Source organism: Streptomyces venezuelae, assembly GCF_008642275.1.
GTDB classification, from domain to species: domain Bacteria; phylum Actinomycetota; class Actinomycetes; order Streptomycetales; family Streptomycetaceae; genus Streptomyces; species Streptomyces venezuelae_E.
This window is the reverse complement of sequence record NZ_CP029189.1, coordinates 1,120,659-1,145,891: the sequence shown is the minus strand read 5'-3', so window position 1 is coordinate 1,145,891 and position 25,233 is coordinate 1,120,659. Positions and strand designations below refer to the sequence as shown.

At 73.1% G+C, this 25,233-nt stretch carries 2 protein-coding genes; both read left to right on the top strand.

The genetic code is table 11. The features are described from left to right. Nucleotides 1-15: 15 nt before the first annotated feature. A complete protein-coding gene (locus tag DEJ51_RS34930) occupies nucleotides 16-20,007 on the top strand; it encodes a type I polyketide synthase (RefSeq protein WP_223835665.1) in 19,992 nt (6,663 codons plus the stop codon). Nucleotides 20,008-20,157: 150 nt separating this feature from the next. Continuing rightward, entirely contained in the window at nucleotides 20,158-25,137 is a 4,980-nt protein-coding gene (locus DEJ51_RS04625; protein ID WP_411757380.1) for a type I polyketide synthase, read from the top strand. Nucleotides 25,138-25,233 lie beyond the last annotated feature (96 nt).

The window sequence follows — 25,233 nt, the reverse complement described above, 5'->3', positions numbered from 1 at the left end:
AGTGCGGAGTAAGTGATGAGCACCCCTAACGAAAAAGTCGTTGAAGCGCTGCGGGCCTCCCTCAAGGAAACCGAGCGGCTGCGCCGCCGGAACCAGGAGCTCACCGACGCCTCCCGCGAACCCATCGCGATCGTCGGCATGAGCTGCCGCTTCCCCGGAGGAATCAGCTCGCCCGAAGACCTGTGGAAGCTCGTCGAGAGCGGCGGCGACGCCATCTCGGGCTTCCCCTCCGACCGGGGATGGGACGTCGAGTCGCTGTACGATCCGGACCCCGACCACCCCGGTACGACCTACGCCCGCGACGGCGGATTCCTTCACGAGGCCCCCGACTTCGACCCGGCCTTCTTCGGGATATCCCCGCGCGAGGCCCTGGCCATGGACCCGCAGCAGCGTCTGCTGCTGGAGACCTCCTGGGAGGTCTTCGAGCGGGCCGGGATCGACCCCGAGACCCTGCGCGGCAGCCGAGCCGGTGTCTTCGTCGGTGCGTCCGCCAACGCATACGGCGCCGGCTCGGGCGAGCTGCCCGAAGGCGTCGAGGGACACCTCCTCACCGGCACCGCCTCCAGCGTCGTCTCCGGCCGCCTCGCCTACGTCTTCGGCCTTGAGGGCCCCGCCGCCACCATCGACACCGCCTGCTCGTCCTCCTCCGTCGCCCTGCACATGGCCGTCCAGGCCCTGCGGCAGGGGGAGTGCTCGCTGGCCCTGGCCGCGGGCGTCACCGTCCTCGCCGGACCGGAGGTCTTCGTCGAGTTCAGCCGCCAGCGCGGCCTGTCCGCCGACGGCCGTTGCAAGTCCTTCGCCGAGGCGGCGGACGGCACCGGCTGGTCGGAGGGCGTCGGCGTCCTCCTCGTGGAGCGCCTCTCCGACGCCCGCCGCAACGGGCACCGGATCCTGGCCCTCGTCCGCGGCTCCGCCGTCAACCAGGACGGCGCCTCCAACGGCCTGACCGCCCCCAACGGCCCCGCCCAGCAGCGCGTCATCCGCCAGGCCCTCGAATCCGCCCGCCTGACCGCGGCCGACGTCGATGCCGTCGAGGCCCACGGCACCGGCACGACCCTCGGCGACCCCATCGAGGCCCAGGCGCTGCTGGCCACGTACGGCCAGGACCGCCCGGAGGACCGGCCGCTGTGGCTCGGCTCCCTGAAGTCCAACCTCGGCCACACCCAGAACGCCGCGGGCGTCGCCGGCATCATCAAGATGGTCATGGCGATGCACCACGGGGTGCTGCCCAGGACCCTGCACGTCGACGAGCCGACCTCGCACGTCGACTGGACCGCCGGAGCCGTCTCGCTGCTCACCGAGCAGCAGCCGTGGCCGCAGACCGGGCGCCCGTACCGGGTCGGCGTCTCCGCCTTCGGCGTCAGCGGCACCAACGTCCACACGATCATCGAGCAGGCCCCGGAGTCCGATCGGAGCACGGAGCCGGAGCCGGCACCGGCGTCCGCGGCCCCGCCGGTCGTGGCGTGGCTGCTCTCGGCCAAGGGCGGGGACGCCCTGCGCGCGCAGGCCGAGCGCCTCCTCGCCCACGCGGGCGAGCACACCGGGCAGCGTCCGGTGGACATCGCCCGGGCGCTGACCGCGGGCCGGGCCTCCTTCGAGGACCGGGCGGCCGTGGTCGCCACGGACCGGGAGGGCCTGCTGGCCGGACTCGCCGCACTGGCGGAGGGCGGCACCTCCGCGGGTGTGGTGAAGGGCTCGCGGGTGGGCGGGAAGACCGCGTTCCTGTTCACCGGTCAGGGCAGCCAGCGGCTCGGGATGGGGCGTGAGCTGTACGACGCCTACCCGGTGTTCGCGGACGCGCTGGACGCGGTGTGCGAGCGGCTTGAGCCCGAAGTGCCGCTGAAAGAGGTCCTGTTCGGCGAAGATGCGGCGGTTCTGGATCGTACGGAGTATGCGCAGCCCGCGCTGTTCGCGGTCGAGGTGGCGTTGTTCCGGCTGTTGGAGTCGTGGGGTGTCAGGCCGGACTACCTCGCCGGTCATTCGATCGGTGAGATCGCTGCTGCGCATGTGGCGGGTGTGTTCTCGCTGGAGGATGCCTGCACGTTGGTGGTGGCTCGTGGTCGTCTGATGCAGGCGCTGCCGGGTGGTGGCGTGATGGTCGCGGTGCAGGCGTCGGAGGACGAGGTCCTGCCGCTGCTGACCGACCGCGTGAGCATCGCCGCCGTCAACGGCCCGCAGTCGGTGGTCGTGGCGGGCGACGAGGATGCCGTGCTGGCCGTGGTGGCGTCGTTCGCCGATCGGAAGACCAAGCGTCTGACGGTCAGTCACGCGTTCCACTCGCCGCACATGGACGGCATGCTGGACGCCTTCCGTGAGGTCGTGGCCGGGCTGGAGTTCGCGGCTCCGCGCATCCCGGTCGTGTCCAATCTGACCGGTGCCCTCGTCTCCGACGAGATGGGTTCGGCCGATTTCTGGGTGCGGCACGTTCGTGAGGGCGTGCGGTTCCTGGACGGTGTCCGGGTGCTGGAGGCCGCCGGGGTCACCAAGTACGTCGAGCTCGGGCCCGACGGTGTCCTGTCGGCGCTGGCGCAGGACTGCGTCGCCGCCGAGGGCGCGGTCTTCGTGCCCGTGCTGCGCAAGGGCCGTCCGGAGGCGGAGACCCTCGTCGGCGCCCTCGCGCGGGCCCACGTCCACGGCGTCCGCGTGGACTGGACGGCGTTCTACGCGGGCACCGGCGCCCGCCGCGTCGACCTGCCGACGTACGCCTTCCAGCGCCAGCGCTACTGGATCGAGCCCGGCACCCGCGCCGGGGACGTCACCGCGGCGGGCCTGGAGGAGGCCGCGCACCCGCTCCTCGGTGCAGCCGTCGCCCTCGCCGAATCCGACGGCTTCCTCTTCACCGGACTGCTGTCGGCCGCAGCCCACCCCTGGCTGGCCGACCACGTCGTCATGGGCAGCATCCTGCTGCCCGGTACCGCCTTCGTGGACCTCGCGATCCGTGCCGCCGACCAGTTCGGCTGCGGCCTCGTCGAGGAGCTGACCCTCGAAGCCCCGCTCGTCCTGCCCGAACGGGGCGGCGTACAGCTCCAGATGCACGTGAGCGCCCCCGACGCCGACGGAAGCGGCCGACGCGCCTTCACCGTCTCCTCCCGCGCGAAGGACAGCTCCGCCGACGAACCGTGGACCCGCCACGCCGGCGGCGTCCTGGCCCCCACGGCCGCCCCCGCCCCCGCGCCCCTCGCGGCCGGGCAGTGGCCCCCTGCCGGAGCCGAACCCCTCGCCACGGACGGCCTGTACACCGACCTCGCCGAAGTCGGCATGGGCTACGGCCCGGCCTTCCGCGGCCTCACGGCCGCCTGGCGCCACGGCGACAGCTTCTACGCCGAGGTCGCACTCCCCGAGCAGAACGCCACGGCGGCGCGCGACTTCGGCCTCCACCCCGCCCTGCTCGACGCCGCACTGCACACCCTCGGCCTCGGCGTCCTGGGCGGCACCGAGGGCGAGGGGCGCCTCCCCTTCGCCTGGAGCGGCGTCACCCTCCACGCCGGTGGCGCCGACGCCCTGCGCGTACGCCTCACCCCCAAGGGAGGCGACGGCGTACGGCTGGAGATCGCGGACGCCACGGGCGCGCCCGTCGCGAGCGTCGACTCCCTCGTCCTGCGGGCCGTGTCGGCCGAACAGGTCCGGGCGGCCCGCAGCGCCCACCACGAATCGGTGTTCCGCACCGTCTGGACGGAGCTCGCCCAGCCCGTCGGCACGACCCCGGCGCACGAGGGCCGTTGGGCGGTCCTGGGCATCGAGGCCCCGGCCGCCCTCCACGCCGAAGGGATCGACCGCTACGCGGACCTCGCCGCGCTGGCGGCGGCCGTCGACGCCGGAGCGCCCGTACCGGACGCCGTGTTCGTCGGCTACGGACAGGCCGGCTCGGCCTCGGATGACCCCGCCGCGCCGGAACTCTCCACCGAGGCCCTGCACCGGGCCGCGCACCACGCCCTCGCCCTCGCCCAGACCTGGCTCGGCGACACCCCCTTCGCCGGCGACCGGTTCGCCACCAGCCGTCTGGTCGTCCTGACCCGCGGCGCGGTCGCCGCCATCGACGACACCGAGGCCGCCGACGCGCTCACCGACCCGGTGCACGCCGCCGCCCTCGGCCTGCTGCGCTCCGCCCAGGCCGAAGCCCCCGACCGGCTGCTGCTCGTCGACACCGACGGCACCGCCGCATCCGCCCGCGCGCTGCCCGCCGCCCTCGCCTCGGGAGAGCCGCACCTCGCCGTACGGGCGGGCACCCTGCGTGCCCGGCGCCTCGCCCGAGTCGCCCGGGACACCGCCGACGAACCGACGACCGGCTCCGGCCGGCCCGCGTACGACCCCGGGTCGACCGTACTGATCACCGGCGCGGGCGGACTCCTCGGCGGTCTCGTCGCCCGCCGCCTCGTCGCCCAGCACGGCGTGCGCCATCTGCTCCTCGTCGGCCGCCGCGGCGGAACCACCCCCGAGGCGCAGCAGCTCGCCGCCGAACTCAGCGCCGCGGGAGCCTCGGTGACGTGGGCCGCGTGCGACGTCGCCGACCGCGATGCGCTGGCCGCGCTGCTCGCCTCCGTACCGGCCGAGCACCCCCTCGGCGCGGTCGTCCACACCGCGGGCGTCCTCGACGACGGCGCGATCGGATCCCTCACCCCCGAACGCCTCTCCGCCGTGCTGCGCCCCAAGGCCGACGCCGCCTGGCACCTGCACGAGCTGACCCGGGACCTCGACCTCTCCGCGTTCCTGCTGTTCTCCTCCGTCGGCGGTGTCTTCGGCGGCGCGGGTCAGGGCAACTACGCCGCCGCCAACGTCTTCCTCGACGCCCTCGCCCAGCACCGCCGCTCCCTGGGCCTTCCGGCCACCTCCCTGGCCTGGGCCCTGTGGGCCGACAGCAACGGCATGGCCGGCAGTCTCACCGACGCCGACATCAGCCGCATGACCCGCGCCGGTCTGCCCCCGCTCAGCACCGCTGAGGGCCTCGACCTCTTCGACCTCGCCCACCGGATCGACGAGCCCGCGCCCGCCCTGATGCGCCTCGACCCCGCGGGCCTCCGCGGCCAGGCCCAGGCCGGCACCCTGCCGCCACTGCTCCGCGGCCTCGTACGGGTCCCCGCGCGCCGATCGGCGGGCGGCGCGTCCGCGGCCGCCTCCGGTCTGCGGCAGCACCTGGCCGGTCTCCCGGCCGCCGAACAGGACCGCGCCGTCCTCGACCTCGTACGCAAGCAGGTCGCCGCCGCACTCGGATACCCGAGCGCCGCGTCCGTCGAGCCGGGCCGCTCCTTCAAGGAACTCGGCTTCGACTCCCTCACCGCCGTCGAGCTGCGCAACCTGCTCGGCGAAGCCACCGGCCGCCGCCTGCCCGCCACCCTCGTCTTCGACTACCCGACGGCGACGGCCCTCGCCCAGTACCTGCGCGACGAGCTGATCGGTGACCTGGCCGACGGCGCCGGGAACGGTGCGCCCGGCGCTGGCCGTCCGGCCCCCGGGCCGGGCGCCGCGGGCGCCGACGACGACCCGGTCGTCATCGTCTCGATGGGCTGCCGCCTCCCCGGCGACGTCCGCGGCCCCGACGACCTGTGGCAGCTGCTCGTCGAGGGCCGCGACGGCATCACCGCCTTCCCCGCCGACCGCGGCTGGGACCTCGACTCCCTCTACAGCGACGACCCCGACCGCGAGGGCACCAGCTACGTCCGCGAGGGCGGGTTCCTCCACGAGGCGGCCGACTTCGACGCCGCGTTCTTCGGGATCTCCCCGCGCGAGGCCCTCGCGATGGACCCGCAGCAGCGCCTGCTGCTGGAAACCGCCTGGGAGACCTTCGAACGGGCCGGCATCGACCCGACCGCCCTGCAGGGCAGCCGGACCGGCGTGTTCGTCGGCTCCAACGCCCAGGACTACCTCCAGCTGTGGCTGAACGACGCCGACGGCCTGGAGGGCCACCTCGGCACCGGCAACGCCGCCAGCGTCGTCTCCGGCCGCATCTCCTACACCTTCGGCCTGGAAGGGCCCGCGGTCACCCTCGACACGGCCTGTTCCTCGTCGCTCGTCACCCTGCACCTCGCCGCCCAGGCCCTGCGCCGCGGCGAGTGCTCGATGGCCCTGGCGGGCGCCGTGACGATCATGTCCACGCCCGGAGCGTTCACCGAGTTCAGCCGCCAGCGCGGCCTCGCCCAGAACGGCCGGATCAAGGCCTTCGCCGCGGCCGCCGACGGCACCGTGTGGGCCGAGGGCGTCGGCCTGCTCCTGCTGGAACGGCTCTCCGACGCCCGCCGCAACGGCCACCCGGTCCTCGCCGTCGTCCGCGGCACCGCGATCAACCAGGACGGCGCCAGCAACGGCCTGACCGCCCCCAACGGCCCCTCCCAGCAGCGCGTCATCCGCGAGGCCCTCGCCGACGCCGGTCTGACCGCCGGGGACGTCGACGCGGTCGAGGCACACGGCACCGGCACCAAGCTCGGCGACCCGATCGAAGCGCAGGCGCTGCTGGCCACGTACGGCCAGGACCGCCCCGCCGAACGCCCCCTGCTGCTCGGCTCCGTCAAGTCCAACATCGGGCACACCCAGGCCGTCGCCGGTGTCGCCGGTGTCGTCAAGATGGTCATGGCCCTGCGGCACGGGGTGCTCCCGCAGACCCTGCACGTCGACGAACCCACACCGTTCGTGGACTGGTCCGCCGGTGACATCGAGCTGCTGACCGAGCAGCGGGCCTGGCCGGAGACCGGCCGCCCGCGCCGCGCCGGCATCTCCTCCTTCGGCTACAGCGGCACCAACGCCCACGCCGTCCTCGAACAGGCACCGCGCGAGGACGACGAGGAGACCCGGCCCGAGCCGGCCCCCGCAGGGCACCCCGTACCGGCCGTCCTCCCGTGGCTCGTCTCCGGCCGCACCGCCGACGCACTGCGCGCCCAGGCCGACCGCCTCCGTACGACCGCCGCCGACCTGGTCGCCACCGCCGGAACCCACGGCGCCCTCGACCTCGGCCACACCCTGGCCACGCACCGGGCCGCCCTGGAACACCGCGCGGTCCTTCTCGGCGAGCCCACGGCCCCCGAGACGCTGCTCGCCCGCCTGGAGGCCCTGGCCGCCGGCGAACAGGTCCCGGGCCTGGTACGCGGCTCGGTGGCGGGGGGCGCGCTGGCCTTCCTGTTCACCGGGCAGGGCAGCCAGCGCCTGGGGATGGGGCGTGAGCTGTACGACGCCTTCCCGGTGTTCGCGGCCGCGCTGGACGCGGTGTGCGCGGGAATGAAGCTCGAACTGCCGCTCAAGGAGGTGCTGTTCGGGTCGGATCCGGCTCTGCTGGATCGTACGGAGCACGCGCAGCCCGCGCTGTTCGCGGTCGAGGTGGCGCTGTTCCGGCTCGTGGAGAGCTGGGGCGTGGTCCCGGACTTCCTGTCGGGGCACTCCGTGGGCGAGATCGCTGCAGCGCACGTCGCGGGCGTCTTCTCGCTGGACGACGCGTGTGTGCTGGTGGCGGCTCGTGGCCGGCTGATGCAGGCGCTGCCGGGTGGTGGCGTGATGGTCGCGGTGCAGGCTTCGGAGGACGAGGTCCTGCCGCTGCTGACCGATTGCGTGAGCATCGCGGCCGTCAACGGGCCTCAGTCGGTCGTGATCGCGGGTGACGAGGACGCGGCGCTGGCCGTGGTGGCGTCGTTCGCCGACCGGAAGACCAAGCGGCTGACGGTCAGTCACGCCTTCCACTCGCCGCACATGGACGGGATGCTGGACGACTTCCGTGAGGTGGTGGCGGGGCTGGAGTTTGCCGCTCCGCGGATCCCGGTCGTCTCCAACCTGACCGGTGCGCTGGTCTCGGATGAGATGGGTTCGGTCGAGTTCTGGGTGCGGCACGTCCGGGAGGCGGTTCGCTTCCTCGATGGTGTGCGGGCGCTTGAGGCCGCGGGGGTGACGACGTACGTCGAACTCGGGCCGGACGGTGTGCTGTCGGCGCTGGCTCAGGAGTGCGTGACGGGCGAAGCGACCGCCGGGTTCATGCCGGTGCTGCGTGCCGGTCGGCCGGAGGCGGAGACCACGGTCACCGCTCTGGCCCAGATCCACGTGCGCGGTGTGGCCGTGGACTGGTCCGCCTTCTACGCCGGTACGGGTGCCCGACGGGTGGACCTGCCGACGTACGCCTTCCAGCGCCAGCGCTACTGGCCGGAGAACGCGCTCTCCCACGGCGCGCATACCCCCGCCTTCGCGGTGAACGCGGTGGACGCCCGGTTCTGGGACGCGGTGGAGCGCGGCGATCTCGCCGCCCTGACGTCCGAACTGGAGGTGGGCGACGACGCCGGCTTCAGCGAACTCGTCCCGGCACTGTCCGCATGGCGCCGCCAGGCGGAGCAGCAGTCGGAAGTCGACGGCTGGCGGTACCGGGTGTCGTGGAAGCCGCTGACGGAGGGCACCGCGGGTGCCGGACTGTCGGGTGAGTGGCTGGTGGTGGTACCTGCCGCAGGTGTGGATGACACGGCTGTGGTGGAGGCTCTGGCCGGGCGCGGTGCCGAGGTGCGCCGGGTCGTGGCGGAGCCGGGCATGGACCGTGCTGGGCTGGCCGAGCTGCTGGCTGGTGCTGGTTCGGTGGCTGGTGTGGTGTCGTTGCTGGCGCTGGATGAGGCTGCGGGTGTTGTGCCGACGGCTGGTCTGGTGCAGGCGTTGGGTGATGCCGGGGTTCGGGCGCCGTTGTGGTGCCTGACGCGTGGCGCGGTGAGTGTGGGTCGTTCGGACAAGCTCGTGTCGCCTGTTCAGGCGCAGGTGTGGGGTCTGGGTCGGGTCGCGGCGCTTGAGGCTCCCGAGCGCTGGGGCGGTCTCGTTGACCTGCCTGAGGTGTGGGACGAGCGGGCCATGGGCCGGCTGGTTGCCGTTCTGGGTGGTGTCGAGGACCAGGTGGCGGTGAGGTCGTCTGGGGTCTTCGGTCGTCGTCTGGTGCGTGCTGCCAGGGCTGAGGGTTCCTGGTCGCCGTCCGGGACGGTTCTGGTGACCGGTGGGACCGGTGCGCTGGGTGGCCGGGTCGCTCGTTGGCTCGCTGGTGCGGGTGTTGAGCGTCTGGTGCTGACCAGCCGCCGGGGGCCGGATGCCCCTGGTGTCGCTGAGCTGGTGGCTGAGCTGGGTGTCGATGTGTCCGTCGTTGCTTGTGATGCTTCGGACCGGGAGGCGTTGCGGGAGCTGCTGGCCGCCGAGGCCGACACGCTGACTGGGGTCGTGCACACGGCTGGTGTGCTGGACGACGGGGTCCTGGACGCCCTGACGCCGGAGCGGTTCGAGAGCGTCCTGCGGGCGAAGGCCGTCTCCGCGCTCAACCTGCACGAGCTGACGGTCGAACTCGGCATCGAGCTCGACGCTTTCGTCCTCTTCTCCTCCATGAGCGGCACGATCGGTGCGGCCGGTCAGGCCAACTACGCCGCCGCGAATGCCTACTTGGACGCTTTGGCTGAGCAGCGGCGGGCGGCCGGGCTGGCCGCGACCTCCCTCGCCTGGGGTCCCTGGGCCGAGGGCGGCATGGCCGCCGATGAGGCTCTCGAAGCCCGGATGCGCCGTGGTGGCGTACCGCCCATGAACGCCGATCTCGCGATCACCGCGTTCCGCCAGGCGGTCGGCTCCGACGAAGCGGCCCTGACGATAGCCGACTTCGACTGGGCGGCCTTCGTACCCGGCTTCACCGCCGTGCGCGAGGGTCGGCTGCTCGCCGACCTACCCGAAGTGGAGGCCTTCACCCGGGGCGCGCAGACCGCGGGCGACCGTACCGAGCGGTCGGCCTCGGCGCTCGTCGCGCAGCTCCGGAGGATGGCCGACGGCGATCGGGAGCCGTTCCTCCTCGACCTCGTACGTACGCAGGTCGCCCAGGTCCTGGGGCACTCCGGTGCCGAGGACGTGGAAACCGGACGGGCCTTCCGCGAGATCGGGTTCGACTCGCTCACCGCGGTCGAGCTGCGCAACCGCCTCGGTGCCGCCACCGAGCTGCGCTTCCCGGCCACGCTCGTCTACGACTACCCGACGCCGGTCTCTCTCGCCGCCCACCTGCGCGCCGAACTCCTGGGTACCGAGACCGAGGCGACCAGTGCCGTGGTCGGTGCCGTGGACGACGACCCGATCGCCATCGTCGCCATGAGCTGCCGTTTCCCGGGCGGTGTGCGCACCCCCGAGGACCTGTGGCAGCTGCTGACCTCCGGTACCGACGCGATCTCCGACCTACCGCTGGACCGCGGCTGGGACCTCGACGCCCTGTACGACGCCGACCCCGGTGCCCAGGGCACCTCGTACTCCCGTGGAGGCGGATTCCTCTACGACGCAGCCGACTTCGACGCCGACTTCTTCGGGATCTCCCCGCGCGAGGCCCTCGCCATGGACCCGCAGCAGCGGCTGCTGCTGGAGACCTCCTGGGAGGCGTTCGAACGGGCCGGGATCGACCCCGAGACGCTGCGGGGCAGCAAGGCCGGCGTCTTCGTCGGCACGAACGGCCAGGACTACCTCTCCGTCCTCCTCGAGGAACCAGCCGGTCTTGAGGGCCATTTGGGCACGGGCAACGCCGCCAGCGTGGTGTCCGGCCGACTGTCGTACGTGTTCGGTCTGGAAGGGCCGGCGGTCACGGTCGACACGGCCTGTTCTTCCTCGCTGGTTGCCCTGCACTGGGCGATCCAGGCCCTGCGCAACGGCGAGTGCTCCATGGCGCTGGCCGGTGGCGTCACCGTGATGTCCACCCCGGGTACGTTCATCGAGTTCGCCCGTCAGCGTGGTCTGGCGGAGGACGGCCGGATCAAGGCGTTCGCGGCTGGGGCGGACGGTACGGGCTGGGGTGAGGGTGTCGGCATGCTGCTCGTGGAGCGGCTGTCGGATGCCCGTCGCAACGGGCACCCGGTGCTCGCGGTGGTCCGTGGTTCGGCCGTGAACCAGGACGGTGCGAGCAACGGTCTGACCGCGCCGAACGGTCCTTCGCAGCAGCGGGTGATCCGGGCGGCGCTGGCGAGTGCCGGGCTGTCGGCCGCCGACGTGGACGCGGTGGAGGCCCACGGTACGGGCACGCGGCTCGGCGACCCCATCGAGGCGCAGGCACTGCTGGCGACCTACGGGCAGGAGCGCCCGGACGGCCGGCCGCTGCTCCTCGGCTCCGTGAAGTCCAACATCGGTCACACGCAGGCCGCTGCCGGTGTGGCGGGTGTGATGAAGATGGTGCTGGCGATGCAGCACGGGGTGCTCCCGCAGACCCTGCACGTGGACGAGCCGACCCCGCACGTCGACTGGTCCGCGGGCGAGGTCGAGCTGTTGACCGGGCAGCGGGCCTGGCCGGAGACCGGCCGCCCGCGCCGTGCGGGCATCTCGTCGTTCGGCTTCAGCGGCACCAACGCCCACACCATCATCGAGCAGGCGCCGCAGGCGGCGGTGGAACCGGCCGCCGAGGGCCCGGCCCTGCTGCCGGTGGTCGTCTCGGCGAAGACGGAGCAGGGTCTCCGGGCCCAGGCCGACGGCCTGCGCGCGTGGCTGCTCACCGACCCCGAGCTGCGGATGACGGACGTCGCCAGGACCCTGGCGACGGGCCGATCGGCATTCGAGGAGCGGGCGGCGGTCGTCGCCGCGGACCGGGAGGGTCTGCTCGCCGGTCTCACCGCTCTGGCCGAGGGCGCATCGGCGGCCGGGCTGGTGAAGGGCTCGCCGGTGGGCGGGAAGACCGCCTTCCTGTTCACGGGGCAGGGCAGTCAGCGGTTGGGGATGGGCCGTGAGCTGTATGACGCCTTCCCGGTGTTCGCGCAGGCGCTGGACGCGGTGTCCGCTGGGATGAGCCTCGAACTGCCGCTGAAGGACGTGCTGTTCGGCGGCGATGCGGAGCTGCTGGACCGTACGGAGTACACCCAGCCGGCCCTGTTCGCGGTCGAGGTGGCGCTGTTCCGCCTCGTCGAGTCGTGGGGTGTGCGGCCGGACTTCCTGTCGGGTCATTCGATCGGTGAGATCGCGGCTGCGCATGTGGCGGGTGTGTTCTCGCTGGAGGACGCCTGCACGCTCGTCGCCGCCCGCGGGCGGCTGATGCAGGCGCTGCCGTCGGGCGGTGTGATGGTCGCGGTGCAGGCGTCGGAGGACGAGGTCCTGCCGCTGCTGACCGACCGCGTGAGCATCGCGGCCGTCAACGGCCCTGCGTCGGTCGTGGTGGCGGGTGACGAGGACGCTGTGCTCGCGGTGGTGGAGGCTTTCGCCGACCGCAAGAGCAAGCGGCTCACCGTCAGTCACGCCTTCCACTCCCCGCACATGGACGGGATGCTGGACGCCTTCCGTGAGGTCGTGGCGGGGTTGTCGTTCGCGGCTCCGCGGATTCCGGTCGTCTCCAACCTGACCGGTGCCCTCGTCTCGGACGAGATGGGTTCGGCGGAGTTCTGGGTGCGGCACGTCCGGGAGGCGGTTCGCTTCCTGGACGGCATCCGGGCGCTTGAAGCCGCGGGGGTGACGACCTACCTCGAACTCGGCCCCGACGGCGTGCTGTCCGCTCTGGGCGCGGAGTGCCTCGGCGAGGACGGAGCGGTGTTCGTGCCCCTCGCCCGCAAGGGCCGGCCCGAGCCGGAGACCGTCATGACCGCCCTGGCCCGGAGCCACGTACGCGGCCTCGCAGTTGCCTGGCCTGCGGTGCTCGGGACCGGTGCGGTACGAGTCGACCTGCCGACGTACGCCTTCCAACGCCGGCGGTACTGGCCGGAGGCGGCGCTGGTGCGTCGCAACGAGGTGGACAACCGGTCGGATGTGGATGGCTGGCGGTACCGGGTGTCGTGGAAGCCGCTGACGGACGGCGCTGCTGGTGCCGGGCTGTCGGGTGAGTGGCTGGTCGTCGTGCCTGCCGCAGGTGTGGATGACACGGCTGTGGTGGCGACTCTGGCCGGGCGCGGTGCCGAGGTGCGCCGGGTCGTGGTGGAGCCGGGCATGGACCGTGCTGGGCTGGCCGAGTTGCTGGCTGGTGCTGGTGCTGGTGCTGGTGCTGGTGCTGGTGCTGGTGCGGTGGCTGGTGTGGTGTCGTTGCTGGCGCTGGATGAGACCGGCGGGCTTGTTGCCACCGCTGGTCTGGTGCAGGCCCTGGGTGATGCCGGTCTGGCGGCGCCGCTGTGGTGCCTGACCCGGGGTGCCGTGAGCGTGGGCCGTTCGGACAAGCTCGTGTCGCCTGTTCAGGCGCAGGTGTGGGGTCTGGGTCGGGTCGCGGCGCTTGAGGTTCCCGAGCGCTGGGGCGGTCTCGTTGACCTGCCTGAGGTGTGGGACGAGCGGGCCATGGGCCGGCTGGTTGCCGTTCTGGGTGGTTCCGAGGACCAGGTGGCTGTCCGGTCGTCCGGTGTCTTCGGTCGTCGTCTGGTGCGTGCGCCTCGGGCGGAGGGTTCCTGGTCGCCGTCCGGGACGGTTTTGGTGACCGGTGGGACCGGTGCGCTGGGTGGCCGGGTGGCTCGTTGGCTCGCTGGTGCGGGTGTCGAGCGTCTGGTGCTGACCAGCCGCCGGGGCCCGGATGCTCCGGGTGTGGCTGAGCTGGTGGCTGAGCTGGGTGTCGATGTGTCCGTCGTTGCTTGTGATGCTTCGGACCGGGAGGCTCTGCGGGAGCTGCTCGCCGCCGAGGCCGAAACGCTGACCGCGGTCGTGCACACGGCTGGTGTGCTGGACGACGGTGTGCTGGACGCGCTGACGCCGGAGCGGTTCGAGAGCGTCCTGCGCGCCAAGGCCACCTCCGCACTCAACGTGCACGAGCTGACGGTCGAACTCGGCATCGAGCTCGACGCCTTCGTCCTCTTCTCCTCCGTCACCGGAACCTGGGGCACGGCCGGTCAGGCCAACTACGCCGCCGCCAACGCCTACCTGGACGCCCTCGCCGAGCAGCGGCGGGCGGCCGGGCTGGCCGCGACGTCCATCGCCTGGGGTCCGTGGGCCGAGGGCGGCATGGCCGCCGACCGGGTGCTGGACGCGCGGATGCGCCGCGGTGGCGTACCGCCCATGAACGCCGAGTCTGCCGTCGCCGCCATGGAGCGCGCCCTCGCGGCCCACGACACCGTGGTTTCCGTCGTGGACGTGGACTGGGACCGCTTCGCTCCCGGGTTCACCTCGGTGCGCCCCGGCAACCTCTTCGCCGAACTCCCTGAAGCACGTGCTGTGTTCGTCGCACCGCAGGTCGAGGAGAGCCGGCACGCGCTCGGACGGCAACTGGCGGGCCTCTCCGCCGCCGAGCGGGACCGCCTCCTCCTGGACCTCGTCCGCAAGGAGGTCGCGGCGGTCCTCGGCCACAGCAGTCTGGAAAGCGTGGGTGCGGGGCGGGTGTTCAAGGAACTCGGCTTCGACTCGCTCACCGCGGTCGAGCTGCGCAACCGCCTCGGCGCCGCCACCGAGCTGCGCCTCCCGGCCACGATGATCTACGACTACCCGACCGCCGTGGACCTGGCGGCGTACCTGCGGGGTGAGCTGTTCGGCACCGAAGCCGCGGTGGCCACCTCCGCGCCTGCTCTCGCGGCCACCGACGACGACCCGATCGCGATCGTCGCCATGAGCTGCCGTTTCCCGGGCGGTGTGCGCACCCCCGAGGACCTGTGGCGGCTCCTGGCCACCGGCAGTGACGCCATCGGGGAGTTCCCGGCCGACCGTGGCTGGGACGCCGAGGAACTGTTCGGGCCGCGGTCCGAGCAGGAGGACTCGTACGCCCGCGAAGGCGGATTCCTCTACGACGTGGCCCAGTTCGACCCGGCCTTCTTCGGAATATCCCCGCGCGAGGCCCTCGCCATGGACCCGCAGCAGCGGCTGCTGCTGGAGACCACCTGGGAGGCCTTCGAGCGGGCCGGCATCAACCCGGCGTCGATGCGAGGCACCCAGGCAGGTGTCTTCGTCGGCACGAACGGCCAGGACTACCTGTCGCTCGTGCTGAACTCAGCCGACGGCGGCGACGGCTTCATGAGCACCGGCAACTCCGCCAGTGTCGTCTCGGGCCGCCTCTCCTACGTGTTCGGTCTGGAAGGCCCGGCGGTCACCGTCGACACCGCTTGCTCCGCCTCGCTCGTGGCCCTGCACCTCGCGGTGCAGGCCCTGCGGAACGGCGAATGCTCGATCGCGCTGGCCGGTGGTGTGACCGTGATGTCGACGCCGGGTGCGTTCGTGGAGTTCGCCCGGCAGGGTGGTCTGGCCGCTGACGGTCGGATCAAGGCGTTCGGGGCCGCGGCCGATGGCACCGGCTGGGGTGAGGGCGTTGGCATGCTGCTCGTGGAGCGGCTGTCGGATGCCCGTCGCAACGGGCACCCGGTGCTCGCGGTGGTCCGGGGTTCGGCCGTGAACCAGGACGGTGCGAGCAACGGTCTGACCGCGCCGAACGGTCCTTCGCAGCAGCGGGTGATCCGGGCGGCGCTGGCGAGTGCCGGGCTGTCGGCCGCCGACGTGGACGCCGTGGAGGCACACGGTACGGGTACGAAGCTGGGTGACCCGATCGAGGCGCAGGCCCTGCTGGCGACCTACGGGCAGGAGCGTGAGGACGGCCGTCCGCTGCTCCTCGGCTCCGTGAAGTCGAACATCGGTCACACGCAGGCTGCTGCCGGTGTGGCGGGTGTGATGAAGATGGTGCTGGCGATGCAGCACGGGGTGCTCCCGCAGACCCTGCACGTGGACGAGCCGACCCCGCACGTCGACTGGTCCGCGGGCGAGGTCGAGCTGCTGACCGAGCAGCGGGCCTGGCCCGAGACGGGGCGACCGCGCCGCGCGGGCATCTCGTCCTTCGGTGTGAGCGGTACCAACGCGCACACCATCCTGGAGCAGGCCCCCGAGGCTGCGCCGGCCGAGGAGCCGCAGGACGTCCCCGGCACCTGGCCGTGGATCCTGTCCGGCCGGACCGAGGCCGCCCTGCGCGAGCAGGCGTCCCGGCTGCTGGCCCACCTCTCCGCGGGTGAGGACCTGCGGCCGGTGGACGTCGGCCGCTCGCTGGCCACCGGCCGGGCGGTCCTCGACCACCGCGCCGTGATCGTCGCGGGGGCGCCGGAGGAGTACCGAGAGGCACTGACCGCCCTCGTTGCGGGCGAGTCCGCGCCGGGAGTCGCGCAGGGCGTGGCGAGCGGAGACCGGCAGACGGCGTTCCTGTTCACGGGTCAGGGCAGTCAGCGGCTCGGGATGGGGCGTGAGCTGTACGACGCCTTCCCGGTGTTCGCGGCCGCGCTGGACGCCGTCTGTGCCCGGATGGATCTCGAACTGCCGTTGAAGGACGTTCTGTTCGGCGACGATGCGGCGGTTCTGGATCGTACGGAGTATGCGCAGCCCGCGTTGTTCGCGGTGGAGGTGGCGCTGTTCCGGTTGGTGGAGAGCTGGGGCCTGTCGCCGGACTTCCTCGCCGGTCATTCGGTCGGTGAGATCGCTGCTGCGCATGTGGCGGGTGTGTTCTCGCTGGAGGACGCGTGCTCGCTGGTTTCCGCGCGGGGCCGGTTGATGCAGGCATTGCCGTCGGGCGGTGTGATGATCGCGGTCCAGGCGTCGGAGGACGAGGTCCTGCCGCTGCTGACCGACCGTGTCAGCATCGCGGCCGTCAACGGGCCGCAGTCGGTGGTCGTGGCCGGTGACGAGGACGACGCCCAGGCCGTCGCCGACGCCTTCGCGGCGCAGGGCCGCAAGACCAAGCGGCTCACCGTCAGCCACGCCTTCCACTCCCCGCTCATGGACGGGATGCTGGCCGACTTCCGCAAGGTGGTGGAGGAGCTGACCTTCGCCGCCCCCCGGATCCCGATCGTCTCCAACCTCACCGGCGCGCCGGTCACCGACGAGATGGGCTCGGCCGACTTCTGGGTCCGGCACGTCCGGCAGGGGGTCCGCTTCCTCGACGGCATCCGGGCCCTGGAGGCCGCGGATGTGACGACATACGTCGAACTCGGCCCCGACGGCGTCCTGTCCGCCCTGGCCCAGGACTGCACCACCGCCGAGGACGCCGTCTTCGTGCCCGTCCTGCGCAAGGGTCGCCCCGAGGCTGAGGCAGTGCTCGCCGCGCTCGGCCGGGCCCATGTCCACGGTGTCGCCGTCGACTGGACCGCCCCCTACGCGGAGACCGGCGCCCAGCGCGTCGACCTGCCCACGTACGCCTTCCAGCGCGAGCGCTACTGGGTCGACGCCTTCGCCCCGCTGGAGGACGCCGCCTCCCTCGGCGTCGAGCCGGCCGGCCACCCGCTGCTCGGAGCGGCGGTCGAACTGCCGGACACGGGCGGCTTCCTGTTCACCGGCCGGCTGTCCCGCCGTACGCACCCATGGCTGGCCGAGCACGTCGTGGCCGACTCCGTGGTGGTGCCCGGCGGGGTCCTCGTCGAACTCGCCCTGCGGGCCGCGGAGGAGGCCGGCTGCGACCGGATCGCCGAGCTGACGGCCGAGGCGCCGCTGGTGCTCCCCGACGACGGGGCAGTCCGGCTGCGGGTCACCGTCGGCGGGGCGGACGACGAAGGCCGCCGCACCGTGCACGTGCACAGCCGCTCGGAACAGCCCGGCACGGACACCCCGGAGGCGGGCGCCTGGTCGCGGCACGCCACCGGATTCCTGGCCGACGGGGAGACCGGCGAGAACGACGAGAACGACGAGAACGGCGAGAACGGCGACATCATCGACTCCGCCGACGTCGCCGCCGGTGGCACCGCGTGGCCGCCCGCCGGGGCCGAGGAGGTCGCGACCGAGGACGTGTACGAGCGGCTCATGGCCGCCGGGCTCTACCACGGCCGGGCGCTCAAGGCCCTGGACCGGGTCTGGGTGCGCGGCGACGAGATCTTCGCCCAGGCCCGCCTGGCGGACGAACTCGGCGCCACGGCAGCCGGGTTCGCCCTGCACCCCGCACTGCTCGACACCGTCGGGCAGGCGCTGGGAGCCACCGGCGGTGTCGGCCGGGAGCCGGCCGCCTGGCGCGGGATCCGGCTGCACGCGACCGGAGCGGACGCGCTGCGCCTGCGGATCACGGCCGTCGGCGCGGACACCGTGTCCGTCGCCCTGGCCGACGGGCAGGGCGCGCCCCTCGCCTCCGTCGAAGCCCTCGTGACGCGGGAGATCGACACGGAGCGGTTCGCCGCGGCCCCTGCGGCCGACGGCGTCCACGACTCGCTGTTCCGCCTGGACTGGGTGCGGACGCCGCTCCCGGCCCGCTCCGCGACCGCGGCCCTCGTGGTCGTCGGCGACACCACCGGCAGCATCACCACCGCCCTCACCGCGGCGGCTCCCGTCGCCGCGTACGACGACCTCGCCGCCCTGGACGCAGCCGTCGGCGCCGGACGGCAGCCGCTGCCCGACACCGTGGTCGTACCGCTCCTGACGCCCACCGGGGAAGGGGAAGCCGCCGCCGACCTCGCCCACGAAGTACGGGAAACGACGTACCGTGCTCTCGCGCTGGTGCAGAGCTGGCTGGACAACGGCCGCTTCGCCGGCGCGCGGCTCGCCGTCGTCACCCGCGGTGCGGTGGCGGCCCACGCGGACACCGAACCGGGCGACCTGGCCGGCACCCCGGTGTGGGGGCTGCTGCGCTCCGCGCAGACCGAGCACCCCGACCGGTTCGTGCTCGTCGACCTCGACGACGCCGACCCCTCCGGCCGGGTCCTGGCGGGCGCCCTCACCTCCGGGGAGCCCGAACTGGCCGTGCGCGGCGGGGTGCTGTACGCGCCGCGCCTCGCACGGATCAAGGCGGACCCGGCCCCGGCCGGAGCGGCCCGGATCGACACCGACGGCACCGTCCTGATCACCGGAGCCGGCGGCGGGCTGGCGGGTCTGCTGGCCCGGCACCTGGTCGCCGAGCACGGGGTCCGGCACCTGCTGCTCACCGGCCGCAAGGGAGGCGACACCGAGTCCGCGGCCGAACTCACCGCGCAGCTGGTGGAGTCGGGGGCCGAGGTCACCTGGGCCGCGTGCGACGTGGCCGACCGGAACGCGCTGGCCGCGGTCCTGGCCTCCGTACCGGCCGAGCACCCGCTGACGGCGGTCGTCCACACGGCGGCGGTCCTCGACGACGGCGTCGTGGACCTGCTCACCCCGGAGCGCGTGGACCGGGTCCTGCGGCCCAAGGTCGACGGCGTGCTCCACCTGCACGAGCTGACCCGCGACCTCGACCTGTCGGCGTTCGTCCTGTTCTCCGCGGCAGCCGGCACCCTCGGCGGGGCGGGCCAGGCCAACTACGGCGCGGCGAACGTCTTCCTCGACGCCCTCGCCCGGCACCGGAGGTCCCGCGGTCTCACCGCGCTCTCCCTGGTCTGGGGCATGTGGGCCGAAGAGCGCGGCATGGCGGGCCGCCTCACCGGGGCGGAGCGGGAACGGGCCGCCCGCGGCGGCGTCGCACCGCTGTCGGCGCAGGACGGCCTGGCATTGTTCGACCTCGCCCTCGCCGTACGGGACGAGCCGGTGCTGCTGCCGGTCGCGGTCGACCTCCCGACCCTGCGGGCCCGGGCGGCGGACGGCGGGATCCTCCCCGTCTTCCGGGGCCTGGTCCGCACGCCGGCCCGGCCGCGCCGGGCGGCCGGCCAGGCCGGAACGCCGCACACCACGGCAGCGGAGACGGCGGCGCCCGGCTCCACCGCGGCGGCGGGGGAGACGCTGGCCCAGCGGCTGGCCGAGCTGTCGGCTGCCGAGCGGGAGCGGACCGTGGTGGACCTCGTCCGCGGCCAGGTGGCTGGTGTCCTCGGGTACCGGTCGGCGGAACACGTCGGAGAGGAGCAGGCCTTCAAGGACCTGGGCTTCGACTCGCTGACCGCGGTCGAGCTGCGCAACCGGCTCGGCGCGGCCGCCGGGCTCCGGCTGCCCGCGACGCTGATCTACGACCACCCGACCCCGGCCGCTCTCGCCCGGCACCTGCTGAGTGAGGTCGCACCGGACGGCGCCGCAGGACGGACCGTGTCCGTACTGGAGGAGATCGACCGGCTGGAGAGCGTGTTCTCCTCGCTGGACCCGGCGGAACTGGCCGCCGCGGCCGACGACGACGCGGCTCACGCACGCGTCGCGGTACGCCTCCAGACCCTGCTCGCCCAATGGAACGAAGCCCGCCCGACGGACGCGACCACGGCCGGTGAGATCGAGGACGCGAGCGACGACGAGCTGTTCGCGCTCATCGACAAGAAGTTCGGACAGAGCTGAACCCCAGCCGCCCCCAGGCCGTACCGCCGGAACCCCTGTTCCGGCGGTACGGCCTCCGGCTCTCCGGAATTCCTCAAATATCCTCGGGCTCCCCTGATCCGTCCCGAACGACCCGCCCCGAACTCCCCGAACTCCCCTGAACTGCCTTGAATTCCCTTGAGTCCCTCCACGGTCTCGACCACGCGAATAGGTGAAGCGCCAGTGGCGAACGAAGCAAAGCTCCGCGAATACCTCAAGAAGGTCACGACGGATCTCGACGAGGCGTACGGACGTCTGCGCGACATCGAGAGCCAGTCCCACGAGCCGATTGCCATCACGGCCATGAGCTGCCGCTTTCCCGGAGGCGTCCGCACCCCCGAGGAACTCTGGGAGCTGCTGTCCTCCGGCGGCGACGCCCTCACCGCGTTCCCCGCCGACCGGGGATGGGACCTGGACCACCTCTTCTCCGACGACCCGGACGACCAGGGCACCTCGACCACCCGCGAGGGCGGCTTCCTCACGGGCGCCACCGCCTTCGACGCCGACTTCTTCGGGATCTCCCCGCGCGAGGCGATGGCCATGGACCCGCAGCAGCGCCTGCTGCTGGAGACCGCGTGGGAGGCCTTCGAGCGCGCCGGGATCGACCCGCACGGCCTGCGCGGCAGCCAGTCCGGCGTCTTCGTCGGCATGAACGGCTCCGACTACCTCACCCCGCTGCTGGAAGCGCCCGAGGACTACGCCGGCCACCTCGGTACGGGCAACGCCTCCAGCGTCCTGTCCGGCCGCATCTCCTACACCTTCGGTCTGGAGGGCCCGGCGGTCACCGTCGACACCGCCTGCTCCGCCTCCCTCGTCGCCCTGCACCTCGCCGTGCAGGCGCTGCGGGCCGGGGAGTGCTCGCTCGCCGTCGCGGGCGGTGTGCACGTGATGTCCACCCCCGGACTCTTCGTGGAGTTCACCAAGCAGCGCGGGCTGTCCCGGGACGGCCGCTGCAAGGCCTTCGCGGCAGGAGCCGACGGATTCGGCCCGGCCGAGGGTGTGGGCGTCCTGCTGCTGGAGCGGCTTTCGGACGCCCGCCGCAACGGGCACCCGGTCCTGGCCGTCGTCCGGGGCTCGGCGATCAACCAGGACGGGGCCTCCAACGGTCTGACCGCCCCGAACGGCCCGGCCCAGCAGCGTGTCATCCGCCAGGCCCTGGCCAACGCCCGGCTCTCCGCCGACCAGGTCGACGTGGTCGAGGCGCACGGTACGGGCACCTCGCTGGGCGACCCGATCGAGGCGCAGGCGCTGCTGGCCACGTACGGGCAGGACCGGCCGGCGGAGCGGCCGCTGCTGCTGGGCTCGGTCAAGTCGAACATCGGGCACACCCAGGCCGCGGCCGGTGTGGCCGGTGTGATCAAGATGGTGCTGGCCATGCAGCAGGGCGTGGTCCCGCAGACCCTGCACGTGGACAAGCCGTCGCCCCACGTGGACTGGGAGTCGGGCGCGGTGGCACTGCTCACGGAGCGGACCGCCTGGCCGGAGACGAACCATCCGCGGCGTGCGGGTGTGTCGTCGTTCGGTTTCAGTGGGACGAACGCGCACGTGATCGTGGAGCAGGCTCCGGCGGTCGATGCGGAGGGTGTGTCGGGGGAGCGGGAGCGTTCGGTTCTGCCGGTGGTGCCGGTGGTGCCGTGGGTGCTGTCGGGGAAGAGCGCGGGTGCGTTGCGGGCGCAGGCGGAGCGGCTTTCGGCTGCCGGTGTGGCCGGTGTGGCCGGTGTGGATGCGGTGGATGTGGCGTGGTCGTTGGCGTCGACGCGTGCGGGGCTGGAGCACCGTGCGGTGGTGCTGGGTGACCATGCGGCGGGTGTGGCGGCTGTGGCGTCGGGGTCGCTGGCCGCGGGTGTGGTGACCGGGTCGGTGGTCGGTGGGAAGACGGTGTTCGTGTTCCCGGGTCAGGGCTCGCAGTGGGTGGGCATGGCTGCGGAACTGCTCGATTCCTCGCCGGTGTTTGCTGCCCGAGTGGATGAGTGTGCGAAGGCGCTGGAGCCCTTCACCGACTGGTCGTTGGTTGAGGTCCTCCGGGGTGCCGAGCATGCCCCTTCTCTGGACCGGGTGGATGTGGTGCAGCCGGCGCTGTTCGCGGTGATGGTGTCGCTTGCGGAGGTGTGGCGTTCGGTTGGTGTCCGTCCGGGTGCGGTGATCGGTCACTCGCAGGGCGAGATCGCGGCAGCGTGTGTGGCGGGGATCTTGTCGCTGGAGGACGCGGCCCGTGTGGTGGCGTTGCGTAGTCAGGCGATCGGTCGGGTGCTGGCGGGGCTGGGTGGCATGGTGTCCGTGCCGCTGCCGGCTGCTGAGGTCCGGGAGCGCATCGCGCCTTGGGGTGAGGCACGGATTTCCGTTGCCGCCGTCAACGGTCCCTCCTCGGTGGTCGTCTCCGGCGAAGTCCAGGCCCTGGAGGAGCTGCTCGCTTCCTGTGAGGCGGACGGCATCCGGGCCAGGCGGATCGCGGTGGACTACGCGTCGCATTCCGCGCAGGTGGACCTGCTGCGGGAGGAGCTGTCCGAGCTGCTGGCTTCGGTCGGCCCGCGCGAGGCGGAGGTGCCGTTCTTGTCGACGGTGACGGGGGAGTGGGTCAAGGGGCCGGAGCTGGATGCCGGTTACTGGTTCCGCAACCTGCGCCAGACCGTCGAACTGGAGCAGGCCACCCGCACCCTCCTGGACCGGGGCTTCGGTGTTTTCGTCGAGTCGAGCCCGCACCCGGTGCTGACCGTCGGTATGCAGGAGACCGTGGAGGACAGCGGTCGCGAGGCGGCCGTCCTCGGGTCGCTGCGCCGCAACGAGGGCGGTCTGGACCGGTTCTGGCTCTCGCTCGGTGAGGCGTATGTCCGTGGTGTTGCTGTGGACTGGGAGGCGGTGTTCGCGGGGACGGGGGCCCGTCGGGTCGACCTGCCCACCTACGCCTTCCAGGCGCAGCTGTTCTGGCCCGAGGCGGCCCCCGTCGAGCCGGCGGCCCTCCCTGCGGAGAGCGCGGTCGACACCCGCTTCTGGGACGCCGTCGAACGCGAGGACCTCGCCGCCCTGGCCGGGGCCCTGGCCTTCGACACCCCCGACGCCATCCAGTCGCTCGGCACGGTCCTGCCCGGCCTCTCCTCCTGGCGGCGCCAGAGCCGGGAGCACTCCACCGTCGACGGGTGGCGCTACCGCGTCGCCTGGAAGCCTTCCGCCGACCCGGCAGAGGCCACGCTCTCGGGTGTCTGGCTGGTCGTCGTGCCCGAGGACCTCACCGGCCCGGCCGGGGACACCGCAGCCGCCGTCCTGCGTACCCTCGCCGACCGCGGCGCGGAGGTCCGTACGCTCACCGTCGCCGCCCACGCCACCGGCCGCGAGGCCTTGAAGGCCGCCCTCGACGGCACGGAGGACCCCGCCGGGGTCCTGTCCCTCCTCGCCCTTGGAGCCGAGGGGGCCTTCGCCGCAGGGCTCGCGCTGTCCCAGGCGCTCGGTGACGCGGGCGTGGCCGCCCCGCTGTGGTGCCTCACCCGGGGCGCGGTGGCCGCCGGGCGGGCAGACCGGGTCACGGATCCGGAGCAGGCCCTGATCTGGGGCCTGGGCCGGGTCGCCTCCATGGAGCAGGGGGGCCGTTGGGGTGGTCTGATCGACCTGCCGGAGCAGGCCGACGACCGGGCCCTCGCCCGGCTCGCCGGGGTCCTGGCCGGTGACGGGGCCGAGGACCAGGTCGCCGTACGTGCCTCGGGCATGTTCGTACGTCGTCTCGTACGGGCCCGGCTCGCGGAGACGGCCCCGGTACGTGAGTGGCGGCCGGCCGGCACCACCCTGGTGACCGGCGGCACCGGCGCGCTCGGCGCGCACGTCGCCCGCTGGCTGGCGGGCAACGGCGCCGAGCACCTGGTCCTGACCAGCCGCCGCGGCCCCGATGCCCCCGGCGCGGCCGAACTCCGCGAGGAACTCGCCGCGCTCGGCACCGAGGTCACCCTCGCCGCCTGCGACGTCGCCGACCGCGACGCCCTCGCCGCACTCCTCACCGACATCCCCGCCGACCGGCCGCTGACCGCCGTCGTGCACACCGCCGCCGTCCTCGACGACGGCGTCATCGAGGCCCTCACACCCGACCAGGTCGAGCGCGTCCTGCGGGTCAAGGTGGACGCCACGCTCCACCTGCACGAGCTGACCCGTGACCTCGACCTGTCGGCGTTCGTCCTCTTCTCCTCCTTCGCCGCCACCTTCGGCGCACCCGGCCAGGGCAACCAGGCCCCGGGCAACGCCTTCCTGGACGCCTTCGCCGAGTACCGGCGCGCCGCCGGGCTGCCCGCGACCTCCCTCGCCTGGGGTCCATGGGGCAGTGCCGACGGGGACGACAGCGAGGCGGGCGACCGCATGCGCCGTCACGGCATCCTGGCGATGTCGCCCGAGCGGACCCTGGCCTCGCTCCAGCACGCGCTGGACCGCGACGAGACCACCCTGACCGTCGTCGACATGGACTGGAAGCGGTTCACGCTCGCCTTCACCGCCGACCGGGCGCGGCCCCTGCTCCTGGAACTGCCGGAGGCCCGCCGCGCCATCGAGAGCGCGGAGCGGGAGTCCGCCGAGGACCTGGCCGGGGGAGTGCCGCTCACCCAGCAGCTCGCCGGGCTGCCCGAGGTCGAGCAGCAGCGCCTGCTGCTCGACCTGGTCCGTACCGCCGTGGCTGCCGTCCTGGGCCACGCCGACCTGACCTCCGTCGAGGCGGGCCGGGCCTTCAAGGAACTGGGCTTCGACTCCCTCACCTCCGTGGAGCTGCGCAACCGGCTCGGCGCGGTGAGCGGGCTCAAACTGCCGGCCAGCCTCGTCTTCGACCACCCCACCCCGGCCGCTGTCGCCGCCTACCTGCGCGCCGGGATCGTGCCCGACGCGGCGGTGGGCGGGGCACCGCTGCTGGAGGAGATCGACAAGCTGGAGGCGGTGCTGGCCCGGGGGACCGGGGACAACGTCGTACGGGCCCGGGTGACGATGCGGCTGCAGGCGCTGCTGGCGAAGTGGAACGAGAGCGAGGACCCGGCCGGTGCGCAGGCCGCCGAGGGCACGGGCCCGGCCACGAACACGCCCGCGGCGGCGGCCGACGCCAGCGACGAGGAACTCTTCGCACTCATCAACGAAGGCCTCGGCCGTTATTGACGGCTTGCCGATTATTGGTGAAGATGGCCCGCCCCCTGTGAATTGACCAGGGAAAACCGCCCCCTGCACACCCCCTCACCCAGGGGTGCGTAGGGG

Bases quoted from the DNA above. Each gene is read 5' to 3' on its own strand.
- DEJ51_RS34930 (WP_223835665.1), top strand. From the start codon at position 16: ATGAGCACCCCTAACGAAAAAGTCGTTGAAGCGCTGCGGGCCTCCCTC.